General features: G+C 73.1%; 13 protein-coding genes and 1 riboswitch. Of the genes, 7 read left to right on the top strand and 6 right to left on the bottom strand.

All coding sequences use genetic code 11. The annotated features are described in order from the left end of the window. The first annotated feature begins 23 nt into the window (after positions 1-23). Complete coding sequence (locus GA0070613_RS29740) at positions 24-2,513, top strand: DNA gyrase/topoisomerase IV subunit A (protein ID WP_089015309.1); 2,490 nt, start codon at positions 24-26, stop codon at positions 2,511-2,513. Positions 2,514-2,592: 79 nt separating this feature from the next. On the opposite strand, the gene GA0070613_RS29735 is transcribed toward GA0070613_RS29740, so the two are convergent. Then, positions 2,593-3,936, bottom strand: coding sequence for a uracil-xanthine permease family protein (locus tag GA0070613_RS29735; protein WP_089015308.1), 1,344 nt, complete (start codon positions 3,934-3,936; stop codon positions 2,593-2,595). 95 nt (positions 3,937-4,031) lie between these two features. Beyond that, positions 4,032-4,667, bottom strand: a complete 636-nt coding sequence (locus GA0070613_RS29730) for an alpha-ketoglutarate-dependent dioxygenase AlkB (RefSeq protein WP_089015307.1) — start codon at positions 4,665-4,667, stop codon at positions 4,032-4,034. 228 nt (positions 4,668-4,895) lie between these two features. Between GA0070613_RS29730 and GA0070613_RS29725 the strand changes: the two genes are divergently transcribed. From GA0070613_RS29725 to GA0070613_RS29705, 5 genes are all read left to right on the top strand, one after another. Further along, positions 4,896-6,098, top strand: coding sequence for an acyltransferase family protein (locus tag GA0070613_RS29725; RefSeq protein WP_089015306.1), 1,203 nt, complete (start codon positions 4,896-4,898; stop codon positions 6,096-6,098). A gap of 177 nt (positions 6,099-6,275) precedes the next feature. Continuing rightward, complete coding sequence (locus GA0070613_RS29720) at positions 6,276-6,722, top strand: hypothetical protein (protein WP_157746567.1); 447 nt, start codon at positions 6,276-6,278, stop codon at positions 6,720-6,722. A gap of 152 nt (positions 6,723-6,874) precedes the next feature. Continuing rightward, the gene (locus GA0070613_RS29715) at positions 6,875-7,666 is read left to right on the top strand and encodes a hypothetical protein (RefSeq protein ID WP_089016280.1); all 792 of its coding nucleotides are present in this window, start codon (positions 6,875-6,877) and stop codon (positions 7,664-7,666) included. 288 nt (positions 7,667-7,954) lie between these two features. After that, a riboswitch (cyclic di-AMP (ydaO/yuaA leader) is annotated at positions 7,955-8,096 on the top strand. A 229-nt stretch (positions 8,097-8,325) separates the two neighbouring features. After that, a complete protein-coding gene (locus GA0070613_RS29710) occupies positions 8,326-9,147 on the top strand; it encodes a C39 family peptidase (protein WP_089015304.1) in 822 nt (273 codons plus the stop codon). A 121-nt stretch (positions 9,148-9,268) separates the two neighbouring features. Continuing rightward, positions 9,269-10,021 carry an alpha/beta fold hydrolase gene (locus GA0070613_RS29705; RefSeq protein WP_089015303.1) on the top strand — a complete coding sequence of 251 codons (753 nt, stop codon included), beginning with the start codon at positions 9,269-9,271 and terminating at the stop codon, positions 10,019-10,021. 24 nt (positions 10,022-10,045) lie between these two features. On the opposite strand, the gene GA0070613_RS29700 is transcribed toward GA0070613_RS29705, so the two are convergent. The 4 genes from GA0070613_RS29700 to GA0070613_RS29685 form a co-directional block, all read right to left on the bottom strand. Continuing rightward, the gene (locus tag GA0070613_RS29700) at positions 10,046-11,749 is read right to left on the bottom strand and encodes a CDP-glycerol glycerophosphotransferase family protein (protein ID WP_089015302.1); all 1,704 of its coding nucleotides are present in this window, start codon (positions 11,747-11,749) and stop codon (positions 10,046-10,048) included. A 29-nt stretch (positions 11,750-11,778) separates the two neighbouring features. Beyond that, positions 11,779-13,287: a bifunctional cytidylyltransferase/SDR family oxidoreductase gene (locus GA0070613_RS29695; protein WP_089015301.1), complete on the bottom strand. Its 1,509-nt coding sequence runs from the start codon at positions 13,285-13,287 to the stop codon at positions 11,779-11,781. 118 nt (positions 13,288-13,405) lie between these two features. Further along, the gene (locus GA0070613_RS29690) at positions 13,406-14,221 is read right to left on the bottom strand and encodes an ABC transporter ATP-binding protein (protein ID WP_089015300.1); all 816 of its coding nucleotides are present in this window, start codon (positions 14,219-14,221) and stop codon (positions 13,406-13,408) included. Continuing rightward, positions 14,214-15,110 (bottom strand): ABC transporter permease, encoded by an 897-nt coding sequence (locus tag GA0070613_RS29685; RefSeq protein ID WP_089015299.1) that lies wholly within the window; start codon positions 15,108-15,110, stop codon positions 14,214-14,216. The genes GA0070613_RS29690 and GA0070613_RS29685 overlap by 8 nt, the downstream gene beginning before the upstream one ends. A 191-nt stretch (positions 15,111-15,301) precedes the next feature. Between GA0070613_RS29685 and GA0070613_RS29680 the strand changes: the two genes are divergently transcribed. Beyond that, positions 15,302-15,937 (top strand): TetR/AcrR family transcriptional regulator, encoded by a 636-nt coding sequence (locus GA0070613_RS29680; protein WP_172876038.1) that lies wholly within the window; start codon positions 15,302-15,304, stop codon positions 15,935-15,937. Positions 15,938-16,003 lie beyond the last annotated feature (66 nt).

Here is a 16,003-nt window from a genome sequence, read left to right as displayed (position 1 = left end):
TCGTTCGAGGGGAAAGCTGAGCCATGGCACGCCGCAAGGAAGACCGCACCAAGGCGGACCTGTCCGCCTTCGACCAGGCCGGCGCGCGGGTCTTCGACAACCCGCTGGTCACCGAAGTTTCCGACTCCTACCTGGAGTACGCCTTCTCGGTCATCCACTCCCGGGCCCTGCCCGACGCCCGCGACGGCCTCAAGCCGGTGCACCGACGGATCCTCTGGTCCATGCACGAGGCGGGGCACCGCCCCGACCGGGCCCACGTGAAGTCGGCCCGGGTCGTTGGCGACGTGATGGGTCGCTATCACCCGCACGGTGACACGGCGATCTACGACGCCATGGTCCGCCTGGCTCAGGACTTCTCGCTCAACGCACCGCTCATCGACGGGCATGGAAACTTTGGAAGTCCGGACGATGGACCGGCTGCGGCGCGTTACACCGAGGCGCGGATGTCCCGGGAAGCGATGCTGCTCGTCGGCGAGCTGGGCGAGGACACGGTCGACGTCGAGCCGAACTACGACGGCTCGCTGACCCAGCCCACCGTGCTGCCGGCCGCCTTCCCCAACCTGCTGGTCAACGGCGCGTCCGGGATCGCGGTCGGGATGGCGACCAACATGATCCCGCACAACCTCGGCGAGGTCGTCTCCGCCGCCCGGTGGCTGATCAACCACCCGGACGCCGACCTGGACAAGCTCATGGAGTTCGTCCCCGGACCCGACCTGCCCACCGGCGGGCTGCTGCTCGGCCTGGACGAGGTGCGCCGGGCGTACGAGACCGGGCGCGGCGTGGTCCGGATGCGCGGCCGGGTGGAGATCGGCCCGCTCGAGGGCAGCCGCGGCCGGCAGGCCATCACGGTCACCGAGCTGCCGTACGGCATTGGCGCGGAGAAGGTCATCGCGGCCGTCACCAACGAGGTCAACAAGACCAAGCGACTCACCGGCATCGCCGACGTCAAGGACCTCACCGACCGGGAGAACGGCACCCGCCTGGTCATCGAGTGCAAGGTGGGCGTCAACCCGCAGGCGCTGCTGGCCGACCTCTACCGGCTCACCCCGCTGGAGCAGTCCTTCGGCGTCAACAACCTGGTCCTGGTCGACGGCCAGCCGCAGACCCTGGGGCTCAAGGCGCTGCTGGAGGTCTTCCTCGCCCACCGGTACGACGTGGTGACCCGGCGCACCTCCTACCGCCGCCGCAAGCGCGAGGAGCGGCTGCACCTGGTCGACGGCCTGCTGATCGCCCTGCTCGACATCGACAAGGTGGTCAAGCTGATCCGGGGCAGCGACGACGCGCAGGCCGCCAAGGACGGCCTGATGCGCCAGTTCAAGCTCTCCGACATCCAGGCCACCTACATCCTGGACACTCCGCTGCGTCGACTGACCAAGTTCGACCGGATCGAGCTGGAGGCCGAGCAGGAAAAGCTGCGCGGCGAGATCGCCGAGCTCTCCACCATCCTCGACGACTCCAAGGTGCTGCGGAAGCTGGTCTCCGACGAGCTGGCGGCCGTGGTCAAGCAGTTCGACGCCCCGCGCCGGACCACGCTGGTCGACGGCGACCTCAAGGAGGTGCTGGCCGCCTCCGCGCCGGCCGGCCCGCTGGAGGTCGCCGACGACCCGTGCCAGGTGATCCTCTCCGCGACCGGGCTGGTCGCCCGGACCGCGGCCGAGTCGGAGGAGGCCGCCGAGGGGCGGCGGCGCAGCGGCCGGATCAAGCACGACGCGGTACGCGCGGTGGTCCACTCCACGGCGCGGGGCCGGGTGCTCCTGGTGACCAGCGCCGGCCGGGCGTTCAAGATCGACGTGCTGCCGTTGCCGGTGCTGCCCGAGCAGTCCGGCACGGTGTCGCTGCGCGGCGGGATGTCGGCGGCCGAGCTGGTGCCGCTGGAGCCGGGCGAGACGGTGGTCGGCCTCGCGCCGCTCGGGCCGTCCGCCGAGGGCTCGCCGGGCCTGGCCCTGGGCACCCGCCAGGGCGTGGTCAAGGTCTGCGCGCCGGAGTGGCCGGTCCGCTCCGACGAGTTCGAGGTGATCTCGCTGCGCGAGGGGGACGAGGTGGTCGGAGCGACCTGGCTCACCGACGGCGCGGAAACCCTCGCCTTCATCTCGTCCGAGGCGTCGCTGCTGCGCTTCGCCGCGTCCGTGGTCCGGCCGCAGGGCGTCAAGGGTGGCGGCATGGCGGGCATCAACCTGCCGACCGGAGCCCGGGTGGTCTTCTTCGGCGCGATCCGCACCGACGACCCGGGGCACGGCGAGCCGATGGTGGTCACCTCGACCGGGGCCACGGTGAAGGTGACGCCGTTCCGGGCGTACCCGGCGAAGGGGCGGGCGACCGGTGGGGTCCGCGCCCAGCGGCTCCTCAAGGGCGAGCTGGACCTGGCCGTGGCCTGGATCGGCTCGCGCCCGGTCGGCGCGACGGCCACCGGCGACCCGGTCGAGCTGCCCCCGGCGGACCCGCGCCGCGACGGCTCCGGCTTCGCCGTCATGCTCGGCCCGACGGTCGTCGGCCACCTCGTCGTACGCGACTGACCTCCGGTCTCTGCCCGCACCGCGCCCCGGACCAGCCGGTCCGGGGCGCGTCTCTTAGCGGCGGGGAGGGAGGCGTGGGTCAGAGTTCGGGTTCGGGGCCTCGGCGGGACTCCGCGGTGGTGCCGCGGAGGCGGGCGATCAGGCGCATGCCGTGGTGGATCACCAGGGCGGCGGCGGTGCCGAGGGCGATGCCGTTGAACGAGAGATCGCCGGCCGTCAGGGTGTAGTTCGCGGCGCCGATGATCACCGCTACGGCGGCGGTCATCAGGTTGACCGGGTCGTGGAAGTCGACCCGGTTCTCGATCCAGATCCGGGCGCCGAGGATGGCGATCAGGCCGTACAGCGCGGTGGTGGCGCCGCCCAGCACCCCGGCCGGCACGGTGAGGATCAGCGCGCCGAACTTCGGGCTGAGCCCGAGCAGCACCGCCGCCAGCCCGGCCACCCAGTACGCCGCCGTCGAGTAGACCCGGGTCGCCGCCATCACGCCGATGTTCTCCGCGTACGTGGTGGTGCCGGAGCCGCCGCCGGAGCCGGCCAGCACGGTGGCGATGCCGTCGCCGAGGAACGCCCGGCCCATGTCCTTGTCGAGGTTGCGGCCGGTCATCGCGGCCACCGCCTTGACGTGCCCGGCGTTCTCCGCGATCAGCACCAGGATCACCGGGATCACCAGCACCACCGCCCGCAGGCTGAAGCTGGGCGCGTGGAACTGGGGCAGCCCCACCCAGGCCGCCGCCTTCAGCCCGGTCACCGCCTTCGGGTCCAACTGGCCGAGGACGGCGGCGAGCACCCAACCGACCACCACGCCGAGCAGGATGGACAGCCGGGCCAGGAAGCCCCGGAAGGCCACCGTGGCGACCAGGATCGCGACCAGGGTGACCACCGCGATTAGCGGCTGCGCCTTCACCCCGCCGCTGCCGCCGCCGTCCCAGGCGACCGGCGCGAGGTTGAGCCCGATCAGCGTGACGATCGCGCCGGTGACCACCGGCGGCATCAGCGCGTCGATCCACCGGGCCCCGGCCAGCTGCACCACCACGCCGACCAGCGCGAGCGCCGCGCCGGCCACCACGATGCCGCCGAGCGCCGGGCCGATGTCGCCGCCGGCCTTCGCGGCCAGCACCGGCGCGATGAAGGCGAACGACGAGCCCAGGTACGACGGCAGCCGGTTGCCGGTGATCAGCAGGAAGAGCAGCGTGCCGAGCCCGGAGAAGAAGAGCGTGGTGGCCGGCGGGAAGCCGGTGATCAGCGGCACGGTGAAGGTGGCGCCGAACATCGCGACCACGTGCTGCACGCCGACCCCGACCGTACGCGGCCAGGAGAGCCGTTCACCGGGGTGGACCACGTCGCCCGGTCGGATGGACCGGCCGTCACCGTGCAGGCTCCACGGTGACCGGCGGGTGCGCGGCGGGGTGGGGGACTGGGTCATGGTGCGCCCTTCGCGTCGTCAGGTGACGGGGGCGTGATCGACCCTGAGAGTTGTTTCTAGCACGGCCCCGGTCGGCGTCCGGGGCCGGCTCGGGTTCAGGCGACGCCGGTGGGACGGAACTGGACGCTGACCCGGGGGCCGACCGGGCGGGTGGTCTTGGGGATGGCGTGCTCCCAGGTGCGCTGGCAGGAGCCGCCCATCACCACCAGGTCGCCGTGGCCGAGCGGGAAGCGCAGGCTGGCCCCGCCGCCGCGCGGGCGCAGCAGCAGCGGACGCGGCGAGCCGAACGAGACGATGGCGACCATGGTGTCGGTGTGCGCGGAACGGCCCATCGTGTCGCCGTGCCAGGCGACGCTGTCCCGCCCGCTGCGGTAGAGGCACAGCCCGGCGGTGACGAAGGGCTCGCCCAGCTCGGGTGCGTAGTGCCGGGTCAGCGCCTCCCGGGCCTCGGTCAGCACGGCGTGGGGCAGCGGCCGGCCGGCGGCGTACCAGCAGAGCAGGCGGGGGACGTCGACCTCGGCGTCGTACATGGTGCGGCGTTCGGCCCGCCACGGCACCTCGTGCAGGAGGGTGTCGAGCACCGTGTCGGAGCCCCGCACCCAACCGGGCAGGTGGTCGACCCAGGCACCCCGGCTCAGCTCGTGCCGGCGCAGCCGGCCGGCCAGCGGGCCCAGGCTGGCGCCCTGCTCGGCGAAATCCAGCATCGAGGGCTGGTAGGCGACGTCGGACACGCCGCCGATCCTACCAACTTCTCGAACAGGCGTACGATGTCCGGCGTTCCGCCTGCCGACCGCCACGTCGGCCCGGCGGCGGTCCGGGATACCAACCGGTAGCGTGCCCGGCGGCGGCGTCGACCCTGGGGCGCCGTCGGGGGGTGGTCCCGGTGGTCCGCCCGCCGCCGACCCCGCCGAGGAGGAGACGCGCGTGCTGGTGACCCTGGTGACGGTCGGGTTTCCGGCATGACCGCCGCCCCGACCACCGGTGCCGCCCCGGCCCCCGCCGTGGCCAGCCGGCTGCCGTCCCTGACCGGGCTGCGCTGGGTCGCCGCCCTGCTGGTCTTCGGATTCCACGTCGACACCATGCGGATCGTGGCCGAGCCGGACTACCGGGCGGTCGTCGACTGGCTGTTCACCCTCGGCCTCTCCGGCGTGGAGTTCTTCTTCATCCTCAGTGGATTCGTGCTGGTCTGGTCGTACCGGGACGGCGAGCGCCGCCGGGCCTTCCTGCGCCGGCGGCTCGCCAAGATCTACCCGAACCATCTGCTGATGTGGGTGGTGGTGCTCCTCGTCGGGCTCTGGTTCGCCGACCCGGTCAACGTCTGGGCGGCGCTCGGCAACCTGGCCCTGCTGCAGGCGTGGAACCCCACCCGCGGCTACTTCTACAGCGTCAACACCGTCAGCTGGTCGCTCTCCTGCGAGCTGTACTTCTACCTCTGCCTGCCGTTCGTGCTGCCGGTGCTGCGCCGGCTGCGCCCCGCCGCCCTGTGGGCGGTGGTGGTCGCCGCGCCGCTGCTGATCGTTGCGCTCTGGCCGGGTCAGCGCCTGGTGCCCGAGGAGAGCCGGTGGTGGTTCACCCAGATCTTCCCGGTGGTGCGGTCCCTGGAGTTCTGGATGGGCGTGGCCGCGGCCGAGCTGATGCGCCGGGGGCGCTGGCGGGGGCCGGGGCTGACCGCCGCCAGCCTGCTCTTCCTGGCCACCTGGGCGGTGGCCGCGCAGTGGATCCGGGCGGAGCTCTGGGCGGGCCTGCTGGCGGTGGCGTACCTGCTGGTCATCACGGCCGCGGCGGACGCGGACGTGCGCGGCCGGCGCACCCCGTGGCGGTCCCGGCCGATGGTCTGGCTCGGTGAGGTGTCCTTCGCCTTCTACCTGGTGCACGTCTTCGTGATGGTCACCGTGCTCCGGCTGACCGGCCACTATGGGATCGGGCTGCCGGGCTGGTGGGGCCCGCTCGCCGTGCTCGGCTTCCTGCTGGTGAACCTGGTGCTCGCCGGCGCCCTGCACCGGTACGTCGAGACGCCGATGATGCGCCGGCTGGGACCGCCCCGCCGGGCCCGCGCGCAGACCCTGCCGACGATCCCGACGCAGCGGCCGCCCGGATCCGCCGGCGGCGTCGCCCCGCGGCCCCGACCCATCGAGTACGCCGGGCGGCGCGACCCGGTCTGAGCGGAGCGCGCCGCCCGGGCGCCGGTCCCGGTCATGCCCGTCTCCACGTCGCCGAGGTGGTGGTTCCGGCGGGCTCGGAGACCGCCACGTCGGGGATGTGCCGGCGTACCGCGATCCGGCTCCTGCGACACGCCCGGCGGCGATGCGACGCTGCGCCGCCGGCGGTAGCGTGGGATCGTGCTTCCGGTCGCGCTCGCCTGTCCTCTGTGGTGGGTGGCGCGCTGGACCGCCCGCATGCTGGCCGGGCTCGCCGCCGCGGTCGCCTGCTCGCTCGGCGCCGCCACCCTGCCCGTCGGCGCGGCCGCCGCCGCCCAGGCGGCCCAGGCCGCCGCGGTGATTTCCGCCGCCCCCGCATCCTCCGGGGCGACCGCCCCGCCGGCCCTCCTCGATGCGGGCCGCGTATCGCCCGGAGCGACCACCGCCGACCGGGGCCGCGCCGCGAAGGCGTCGGTCGACGCGGCCGGCGGCGACCTCGTGGCCGGGACCGACCAGCAGGCCCTGCCGGTCGGCATCGAGTCCCCGCCGGCAGCGCTGCGGACCGTGGTCGTCGCGGTTTCCGGGGACCGCGTCCCGGGCGGGAGCGTCCCGGCGGCCCTCGGCTCCCGGGCCCCGCCGTCCCGCTGACCGCCCGCGGGCCACGCCCGCAGCCGCTCTCCACCGAACCTCACCCCCGCACCCCGCCCGACGGCGGCCCGGTGGCGCCCGTTCCTCCCCGCGCCCCGCCGCGCCGGGGCGTGCGGACCTCTCCTCCGCCACATCGCTCCCGTGAGGTGCCGATCATGCAGACCGTGCTCTACCAGTTCCTGATCGAGGTCCCGCAGGCCGCCGCCATCTGGTCGGCCCTGGTCCTGCTCGCCCTGGCCCTGCTCGCCGCGCTGGTCGCCCGCCCCGAGCGGGAGACCCCGTCCGACGCCGAGCCGGTCCCCGACCCGGCCGCCGAGGAGGCGGCCCGCCTCGCCGACCTGCGCCGGTACGCCGACGAGGTGGCGGTGGCCGCGGCCGGGGCGGCGCAGACCGCGCGTCGACGGCGGGAGCAGTGGCTGCGGGCCCAGGACGAGGCCGACCGGGCCTGGCGGGCGTACGACGAGGCGGAGAGCGTCGCCCGTCGGCTCGCCGGCGCCGCCGTGCTGCCCGCGCCGCGTACCCCGCGGACCCCGGCGGAGTACGCCGCCCGGGAGCGGTGGCTGCGCCACGCCGCGATGGCGGCGCACTGGCGGGGTGAGCTGTCGGCGCGGCAGCTCGCCGACGTCCTCGCGCACCGCAACGGGTGGGACCCGCGCCGGCACCCGGCGGAGCAGGAGATCGTCCTGGCCCGGGTGGTACGCGACGGCCGGCTGGCCGGCTACCGCACGGCGGCCGAGCGGGAGCAGCGGGCCTGGCGGGACGCGGAGCTGGCCGCCGAGGCGGCCCGTGCGCTGGCCGTGGAGGCGTACGCCGCCGCGGCGGCGGTGCGCCCCGGACCGGTCCCGGTACGCCGTGCGGAGGCGGTCACCCAGACCCTCGCCCCGGTGGTGGTCGCCACCGCCCCGGCCCGCCCGGCGCGCTGGCGGCCGGCGCGGGTTGGCTGAATTGTGACCTGAATTCGGTGAGCCTCGTCACGCGAATCGGGAAACGGTCATCCGGGCCGGTTCCGGCGATCGACCCCCGCAATTTCCGGGCCACTCGCCACCCGATGTCCGAATTTCGCCCGATGGTTCCGTCATAACTGCATGTCCCATTGAGTGACGTCAGTGACGGGCTGTTCCGGTCAGAGTAATGGTGACCGAGGTTTAAGCAGGTGGGGCCGCTTGGCAGGGCGGATACCCGCCGGTAGTGTCAGCGCGTCCGGTGCGGTTTCCGATCGCAAGAGGCGACGCCGCGCCGACCCGCTCAATCGTGATGTCACGAACCGGGGACCCAGTGCACGTCCGGGGTGAATCCGCGAGCCACGGCCCGCGGTAGGGCGATCTTCCCGCCCGAATCCGTCAGCTAACCCGGTAGGCGGTGTCGGAAGGAGTTCCCATCCTCGTGGAGCCAGATCCCATCCCCCGTTCGTCCCCCCGCCTCCACGGCGCCGCGGTGCCGTCGCCCGCCTCACCGGCGCGCTGATTCCGGCATCCGCCCTGCCGCCCGGTTGACCGGGCGCCCCCGTTCCCGCGGTCGCACCGCCCACGATCCCTCGTCGCGCGTGAGTTCCTCCGCGCGTCGGTCCGGCGTGCGCCGCTCCCGCCCCCCGTGGAGGACCAACGTGAAGCACACCCTGAAGCGGCAGTTGCGGCGCCTCGCGACCGAGCGCCCGTACCAGATCGTCGCCGGCTCCGCCGCCGCGCTCGTGCTGGCCTCCGGCACCGGCGCCCTGCTCGCCAACACCGACGACGCGCCCGTCCGCCAGGAGACCACCGCCGCCGTCTCTGAGCTGGCCCCGCGTCTCGGCGACGTGGCCACCCGCAGCCAGGAGCGGATCGCCGCCGCCCCGTCGACGTCGTCCAGCCCCAAGCCGTCGGCGTCGACGACCTCGGCGAAGCCGAACCCCGACCTGACCCGGAAGGCGGCGCCGAAGCCGCCGTCGACCAAGGTCCTGGACTACAACTACGAGGCGCAGCTCTACTTCTACAACTGCGGCCCCGCCGCGGTGCGGAACGCGCTGAGCGCGGCCGGCATCGAGCGGACCCAGGACGAGATGGCCGGCCCGCTCGGCACCACCGAGAATGGCACCAACTCGGCCGAGGACACCACCCGAGGGCTGAACCAGATGGTCAAGGGCAACCCGTACCGGACGCATATGATCCCGGGTGCGGCCACCCCCGCACAGATGGACCAGCTGCAGGCCGACGTCGTGAAGGCGATCACCGACGGGCGGGGCGTCGTCGCCAACGTCGCGGGCGACGCCACCGACACCGACGGCGGCTGGCACTCCTTCCCGGGCGGCCACTACATCGCGGTGGTCGGCTACAAGAACGACGGCCGGACCGTGCGGATCGCCGACTCGGCGAACCCGGCGCTGCCGGAGTACTGGATCACCACCATCGACCTGGCGAACTGGATGGCCACCCGCGGCTACTCCGCCTGATCCACTCCGCGTCACCCGTCGGGCACCGGCTCCTGGAGCCGGTGCCCGACGTCGTATGCCGACCGTACGGCCCGCCGCTGGCTCTCGCGCGTCGCGTCCGACCGGTGGCACACTGCGCCGTATGGCCGACGAGACGGGTACCCGCCAGCTGTTGCTGCTGCACGGCCTGGGCGCCACCGGCGAGGTGTGGTTGCCCTGGGCGCCGCTGCTGGAGCGCCGGTGGGCGGGGCGTTGGCTCGCCCCCGACCTGGCCGGACACGGTTGGTCGCCGCCGCTGCCGGCGTACACCTTCGCGGCACTGGCCCGGCGGGTGGTGGCGGGCCTGGGGCCGGTCGCCGACCGGCTGGGGCCGCGGGACCGGCTCGTGGTGCTCGGGCACTCGCTCGGCGGGGTGGTGGCGCTGGCGCTGGCCGCACGGCACCTCGGCCTGCCCGTCGACGCGGTGGTCGGGCTCGGCATCAAGGCGGTCTGGTCTCCCGCCGAGCTGGAGAAGGCCCGGGAGTTGGCCGAGCGGCCGGTCACCTGGTTCGCCAGCCGGGACGAGGCGGCCCGCCGGTACCTGCGGGTCTCCGGCCTCGCCGGCCTCTTCGCGCCGGACCACCCGGTGGTCGACGCCGGACTGCGCCGGGAGGACGGCCGCTGGCGGCTGGCGATGGACCCGGCCGCGTTCGGGGTGGGGGAGCCGCGGCTGCCGGCCCTGCTCGCGGCGACCGACGTGCCGGTGCTGCTGGCCCGCGGGGAGCAGGATCCGATGGTGACCGACGCCCAGCTCAAGGAGTTCGGCGTCCCGGTGGCCACCCTGCCCGGTCTCGGGCACAACGCCCACGTGGAGGACCCGGAGACCGTCCTCGCCCTCCTCGACCCGTTCCACTGACGCCCGCCTCCCGGCGGAGGTTGGTCAGGCGCTGGGGGACAGGGGCGCACCGGCGTCGGCAGCCCGGGGCGCCGGCGGGTTCCAGTCCGGTTCGAGCTGCCGGCGGGCGGCGTCGAGGAACGCCTCGGCGTACGAGTCAGCCGGGAAGTCGCCGAGGTAGCGGCTCCGGGTGGCCCAACGGTCGGCCGCCTTCGGGTCGGTGTCGAGCAGCCGGGTCAACACCTCGTCCACGTTGGACATGTCCCGGCGCAGCACGTAACCGGAGCCGGCCAGCGGGAACCGCTCGACGAAGTGCTCGCCGTCGACGCCCATGTCGGTGACCGCGTACGGCTTGCCGGAGTAGAGGTAGTCCGAGATGACCCCGGAGACGTCCGAGACCAGCGCGTCGGAGCGGTTGACGCACTCGGTCAGGGTCAGCTCGCGGGCGGCCGCCGCGCCCCACAGGTGCGCCCGGCCGGTCTTCGCCTGGTCCGCGGCGAGCAGCTCCGTCAGCCGGGCGAGCTGCCGGGCCGAGGTCGGGTTCTGCGAGGTGTACGGGTGGGCCCGCAGGATCACCGTGGCGCCGCGGTCGAGCAGCCGGCGGATCACCGTCTCGGCCACCGGCAGCGAGCAGTAGTTGGCGTCGGCGTGGTGCCCGGTCCAGGTCGGGGTGTAGAGCACCGTCGGGGCGGTCAGGTGGCGCGCCGGCTCCCGGCGCACCTCGATCGCCTCGACCTGAGGGCGGCCGACCACGACGAACTTCTCCGCGGGGATCTCCACGCCGGCCCGGGCGTACCGGTCGATCGCGGCCGGCCCGGCCACGAAGATCCGGTCGAAGATCGCCGAGACGGGGTTGGCGCTGGGGGCCTTGTCGCTGTCGCCGTGGTGCAGCTGGACGTGGGTGAGCTGGGAGAACCGGATGCAGTGGCTGTTCTTCGCGCCGTGGTTGACGTAGAACGCCGCCCGCAGGCTCGGCACCAGCGCCTCGTCCATCGCCTTGAGCGTCGGGCAGAAGACGACCGGGGCGCTGGTGGCGGCCGCGATGGTCGGCAGGAACTCCGGCTCGCGCAGCAGCACCAGGAACGGCCGGCCGATCCGTTCCAGGTAGGGCAGCCACATGGTGACCTGGTACTCCGACCCGGGCGGGGCGGAGAAGTAGAGCACGAACTCGGGTTGGTGGCGGCGCAGCGCCCGGCCCACCGGACCGCCGCCGGCCGGCGGCCGGAACCGCCGTCGGGCGAGGTCCAGGCCGACCGCCGCGCAGCCGGCCCCGACCAGCAGGGCGGCCACCAGCGGCACCCAGGCGGGCAGGGCGGCACCGGCGGCGACCGCGACGAGCCCGAGCAGCACCAGCAGCGCGTCGCCGAGCCGTTCCGCGACCAGCGGCGTCCAGGTGCGCACCGGCAGGTTGGCGGCGCGGATCTCCAGGGCGCCCGCGGCGCGCAGCGGCCCGGCCACCAGGACCAGGCCGAGCAGGACCAGCGCGGTGGCGGCCAGCGTCGGGTCGAAGCCGTCGTCGAGCCGGCGGGCGTACCCGACCAGGATGCCGGCGGCGACCAGGACCGACTCGGCGACTCCGTCGGCGCCCGGCCGGATCCGGCGTTCCACCGCGGCGGCCGCGAGGGCGGCCACCGCGATCGCCAGCCCCCACCCCGTCGCCCCGGTGAGCGCCACGACGAGGAACGCCAGCACCGCCAGCCCGGTGGTCAGCACTCGGGCGAGCAGCTTCCGGACCAGGTCACCACGCATGTCGGTCGTCCGTTCCGCTGATCGGGTGGTCAGGCGTCGACGTCGGCGGGGAGCTGCTCGGACGGGTGCGCGCCCGGCTGGGCGGGTACCGCCGCGACCTGCTCGCCGGGCGCCCGGCGGACGTCGATGACCTGGCCGGTCAGCTCGGAGATCAGCACGTCCAGCGACGCCTGGGCGACCGCCTCGGAGGAGAGCAGGGTGTGCTCCGGCTCCTCGCCGAAGGCCTTCGTGCGCATCGGGGTCGCGGTGCGCTCCGGGTTGACGCAGTTGACCCGTACGCCGAACTCCGCCCACTCGTCGGCGAGCGCCTGGGTCAGGTTGACCAGGGCGGCCTTGGTGGCCGAGTAGAGCGCGTACCGGGCCCGGCCACGGGTGTACGAGCTGGAGGTGTAGAGCAGCAGCTGACCCTTGGTCTGCTGGAGGTACGGCAGCGACTGCCGGGCGATCGTGACGGGGCCGACAAAGTTGACGTGCAGGAGCCGGTCCATCGTCTCCTCGTCCATCTCGGCCAGGGCGCCCTTTTCCAGGATGCCGGCGGTGACCACCACGTGGTCGATCCGGCCGGTGGCCTCGAAGGCGGTCTTCAGCGCGGCCGCCACGTCCTCGGCCCGCTCGACGTGGGTGCCGGTGGTGGAGCGGCTGAACGGGAAGACCTGGGCGCCGTAGCGGCGGGCCAGCTCGGCGAGGTCGTGGCCGATGCCGTAGCTGCCACCGAAGACCACGATGGTCCGGCCGGTCAGCTCCTCGGTGTAGCTGCGGTGGTCGGTCAGCCGGGGCGCCTGCGCGGCGGCGAGCTGGAAGAGCTTGTCCGCCAGGTGCACGTCGACCGGGTGGGTGACCTTGATGTTCTCGTCCGAGCCGTCGATCACCTTGATCGGCGTGCCGGGCAGGTAGCGCAGCACCACGCCGCAGTCGTCGGTGGCGGCGAAGTCCGGGTCGCCCTCGGCCCGCCGGTACGCCTCGCGGATGGTGCCGGACCGGAAGGCCTGCGGGGTCTGCCCGCGCCGCAGGGTGGCGCGGACCGGGATGTCGGTGATGCAGTCGTCCTCGTCGACCTGGATGATCGTGTCGGCCGACGGGATGGCCACGTCGACCGCCGAGTAGGTCCAGAGCGCGTTCACGCACTCCCGCACGATCCGGGCGCTGACCAGTGGGCGGACCGCGTCGTGGAAGAGGATGTTGACGTCGCCCTCGCCGATCGCGTCCAGCGCGATCCGGGTGGTGGCGTTTCGGGTGTCGCCGCCCTCGATCACCTGGCTGACCTTGCGGAACCCGGCGTCGGCCACGATCCGCTGCGCGTCGGCGACGTGGCCCGCGGCCATCAGCACGATGATCTCGTCGATCTCCGGCGCGGCCTCGAAGACGGCCAGGGTGTGCTCGATGATCGGCTTGCCGGCGATCTTGATCAGCTGCTTCGGGATGCCCAGCCCGAGGCGCGTCCCGGTACCCCCGGCGAGCACGACGGCGATGGTCCGTGACGGCCGCCACGGCGCGCTGCCCTGCGCGGCGGTCTCCGGCACCGGGACGCGCTCCTGCATCTTTGCGATCCTCACTGATCCACGAGCTGTTGCCATGGCTCCTGAAAGACGCCGGCCCGACGGCCGGCGTCGCCTCAGGCCCGCTGAGGACTCCGGCCGTCGGGTCCGACCGCCGGGCTCACCGGCTGGCCATGTAGTTTTCGTACGTCTTGGTCACCTCGTCGGTGGGCCCGTCAGCCCGGATGACCCCCGACTCCAGCCAGATCGACCGCTCGCAGGTGTCCCGGATCGAACTGATCGAGTGGCTGACAAGGAACACGGTACCCGCGTCCGCGCGCAGCTCTCGGATGCGCTGCTCGCTGCGACGCCGGAACCGCGAGTCGCCGGTGGCGAGCGCCTCGTCGATGAGGAGCACGTCGTGCTTCTTGGCCGCCGAGATGGAGAAGCGCAGCCGGGCCTGCATGCCGGACGAGTACGTCCGCATCGGCAGCGAGGCGAAGTCGTCGCGCTCGTTGATGCCGGAGAAGGCGAGGATCTCGGAGGTGGCCTTGCGGGCCTGCTCCCGGCTCATGCCCATGGCCAGGCAGCCGAGCACGACGTTGCGCTCGCCGGAGAGGTCACCGAGCAGCGCGGCGTTGACGCCGAGCAGGGAGGGCTGCCCCTGGGTGTATATCGCGCCCCGGTTGACCGGCATCAGCCCGGCGATGGCGCGCAGCAGGGTCGACTTGCCGGAGCCGTTGCTGCCGATCAGGCCGATGGCCTCTCCCCGGTACGCCGTGAAGCTGACGCCCTTGACGGCGTGCACCTCCCGCAGGGTCGGCTTCTGGGGCTCACGGGTGACGATCCGCCGCAGCGCGCTCGCCGGGGAGCCGGCAACGCCCGAGCCGGCGCCGTAGATCCGGTACACGAGGTGTGCGTCATCGACGATCACCGTGGGGATCGGCTCGCCGCCCGCCGTGGTGGCGGCGTTGACCGGCACGTTCAGCTCAGCCACGACCGTACTCCTGTTCGCCGCGCCAAAAGTAGACGAATCCGCCGACGCTCATCACGACCGCCCAGACGACCGCCATCAGCCAAAGCTCCGGTGCGGGCGAGGTCAGCGGCGTTTCTTCCAGCAGCGCGTGCCTGACCAGTTCGATGTAGATCAGCAGCGGGTTGGCGTGCACCAGCGAGGCCAGCGCCGCCGGCATATTCTGGGCGAACTTGTCCACGCTGTAGAGCACCCCGGAGCCGTACATCCAGGTACGCATGACGAACGGCATGATCTGCTTCATGTCGGTCAGCTTGGAGCCGAGGCGGGCCAGCACCAGCGCCAAACCAGCGTTGAAGATCGCCATGAGCGCCATCGCCGGGATCACCAGCAGCCATTCGAGGTTGATCGGCTCGCCGGTGGCCAGCACGATCACCACGAGGACGCCCATCGCGTAGAGCAGGTTCCGGAACTGGGTGACGGTCACCGCCAGCGGCAGGCTCGCGCGGGGGAAGTGCAGCGCCCGGATCAGTCCGAGGTTGCCGGTGATGGCCCCGGTGCCGCCGAGAGCCGCGGTCTGCCCGAAGTTGAAGACGAAGACGCCCACGCAGAGGTACGCGATGAAGTTGGGCACACCGGACCGCGTGTTCAGGATCATCCCGAAGATCAGGTAGTAGACCGCCGCGTTGGTCAGCGGGGTCAGCACCTGCCACAGTTGGCCCAGGCGGGCCTCACTGAACGCGGAGACGGCCTTGGCGTTGGCGTACGTCGCGATGAAGTGCCGGTAGAACCACACCTGCCGGACGTACGCGGCCAGGGTCGGCCTCGCGCCGGCGACGGTCAGGCCGTACCGGGTGGCAAGCTGCGCCCGGGTGAGTCCTGAGTCGGCGTTGGCCACCGCCGTGTTGGCCATGGGTAGGCGCTCCGATCTCTAGGGCTGGAAAAAGATCCTCGACGGTAGAGGGCGTGGCCGCGCGGTGGGGGCCGTCGCTCCGTCGCTGCGTGGACGGTAGTTCAAAACACGTCGGGACGCAACCGTACCGTCGCTGCGGTACATTGTTCCACGTGACGACCGAGAAGAGGCGTGCTCCCGCGGGAGCGGCGGTGCTGCGTGGTGACATCACCACCGCCATCCGCGGCGCCGTCATGCAGGAACTCGCCGCGGTCGGGTACGGAAGGCTCTCGATCGAGGCGGTGGCCCGCCGGGCCGGGGTGAGCAAGACCGCCATCTACCGGCGCTGGAGCTCGAAGCTGGAACTCGTCCTCGAGATCGTCTCGGCGGCCGCGGGGCAGAGCCTGCCCTTGCCGGACACCGGCGAGCTCCGGGGCGACCTGGAGATGCTGTTCCTGATCATGTCCCGGGCGCTGCGGCACCCGCTGGCGGCGCAGATCATTCCCGACCTGCTCGCCGAGGCCGCCCGCAATCCGCGCATCGCGCAGACCCTCGAACAGGCCCTGCGGGCCAACCAGCGCGACATCGGCGGCCAGCTCATCGGCCGGGCGATCAAGCGTGGTGAGCTCGGCCCCGACGCCGATCTGGACCTGGTGGTCGATCTCATCGTCGGCCCGCTCTACTGGCGACTCGCCGTCTCCCGGGCGCCCCTGTCCGCGGCGGACGTGCCCCGACTGGCGACCGTTGTCGCCACCGCACTGGAGGTAGCATGCCAACCGGCAGTCCGGACAGACCCGGACGTTCACCCATCCCCCATGACCGTGAGTATCGACCCGATCGGATCATGACCGCTCCCGTACCCCCCATTCCGGTCTCCACCAGACCGGCTAGCATCGCGTCCCGAACGAGCTCCC

It is taken from the genome of Micromonospora inositola (genome assembly GCF_900090285.1).
Taxonomy (GTDB): Bacteria; Actinomycetota; Actinomycetes; order Mycobacteriales; family Micromonosporaceae; genus Micromonospora; species Micromonospora inositola.
The sequence above is the reverse complement of the archived record's forward strand: the minus strand, read 5'-3'. Positions and strand labels throughout refer to the sequence as shown.

Bases quoted from the DNA above. Each gene is read 5' to 3' on its own strand.
- GA0070613_RS29695 (WP_089015301.1), bottom strand. From the start codon at position 13,287: ATGCAGGAGCGCGTCCCGGTGCCGGAGACCGCCGCGCAGGGCAGCGCG.
- GA0070613_RS29700 (WP_089015302.1), bottom strand. From the start codon at position 11,749: ATGCGTGGTGACCTGGTCCGGAAGCTGCTCGCCCGAGTGCTGACCACC.
- GA0070613_RS29725 (WP_089015306.1), top strand. From the start codon at position 4,896: ATGACCGCCGCCCCGACCACCGGTGCCGCCCCGGCCCCCGCCGTGGCC.
- GA0070613_RS29685 (WP_089015299.1), bottom strand. From the start codon at position 15,110: ATGGCCAACACGGCGGTGGCCAACGCCGACTCAGGACTCACCCGGGCG.
- GA0070613_RS29740 (WP_089015309.1), top strand. From the start codon at position 24: ATGGCACGCCGCAAGGAAGACCGCACCAAGGCGGACCTGTCCGCCTTC.
- GA0070613_RS29735 (WP_089015308.1), bottom strand. From the start codon at position 3,936: ATGACCCAGTCCCCCACCCCGCCGCGCACCCGCCGGTCACCGTGGAGC.
- GA0070613_RS29705 (WP_089015303.1), top strand. From the start codon at position 9,269: ATGGCCGACGAGACGGGTACCCGCCAGCTGTTGCTGCTGCACGGCCTG.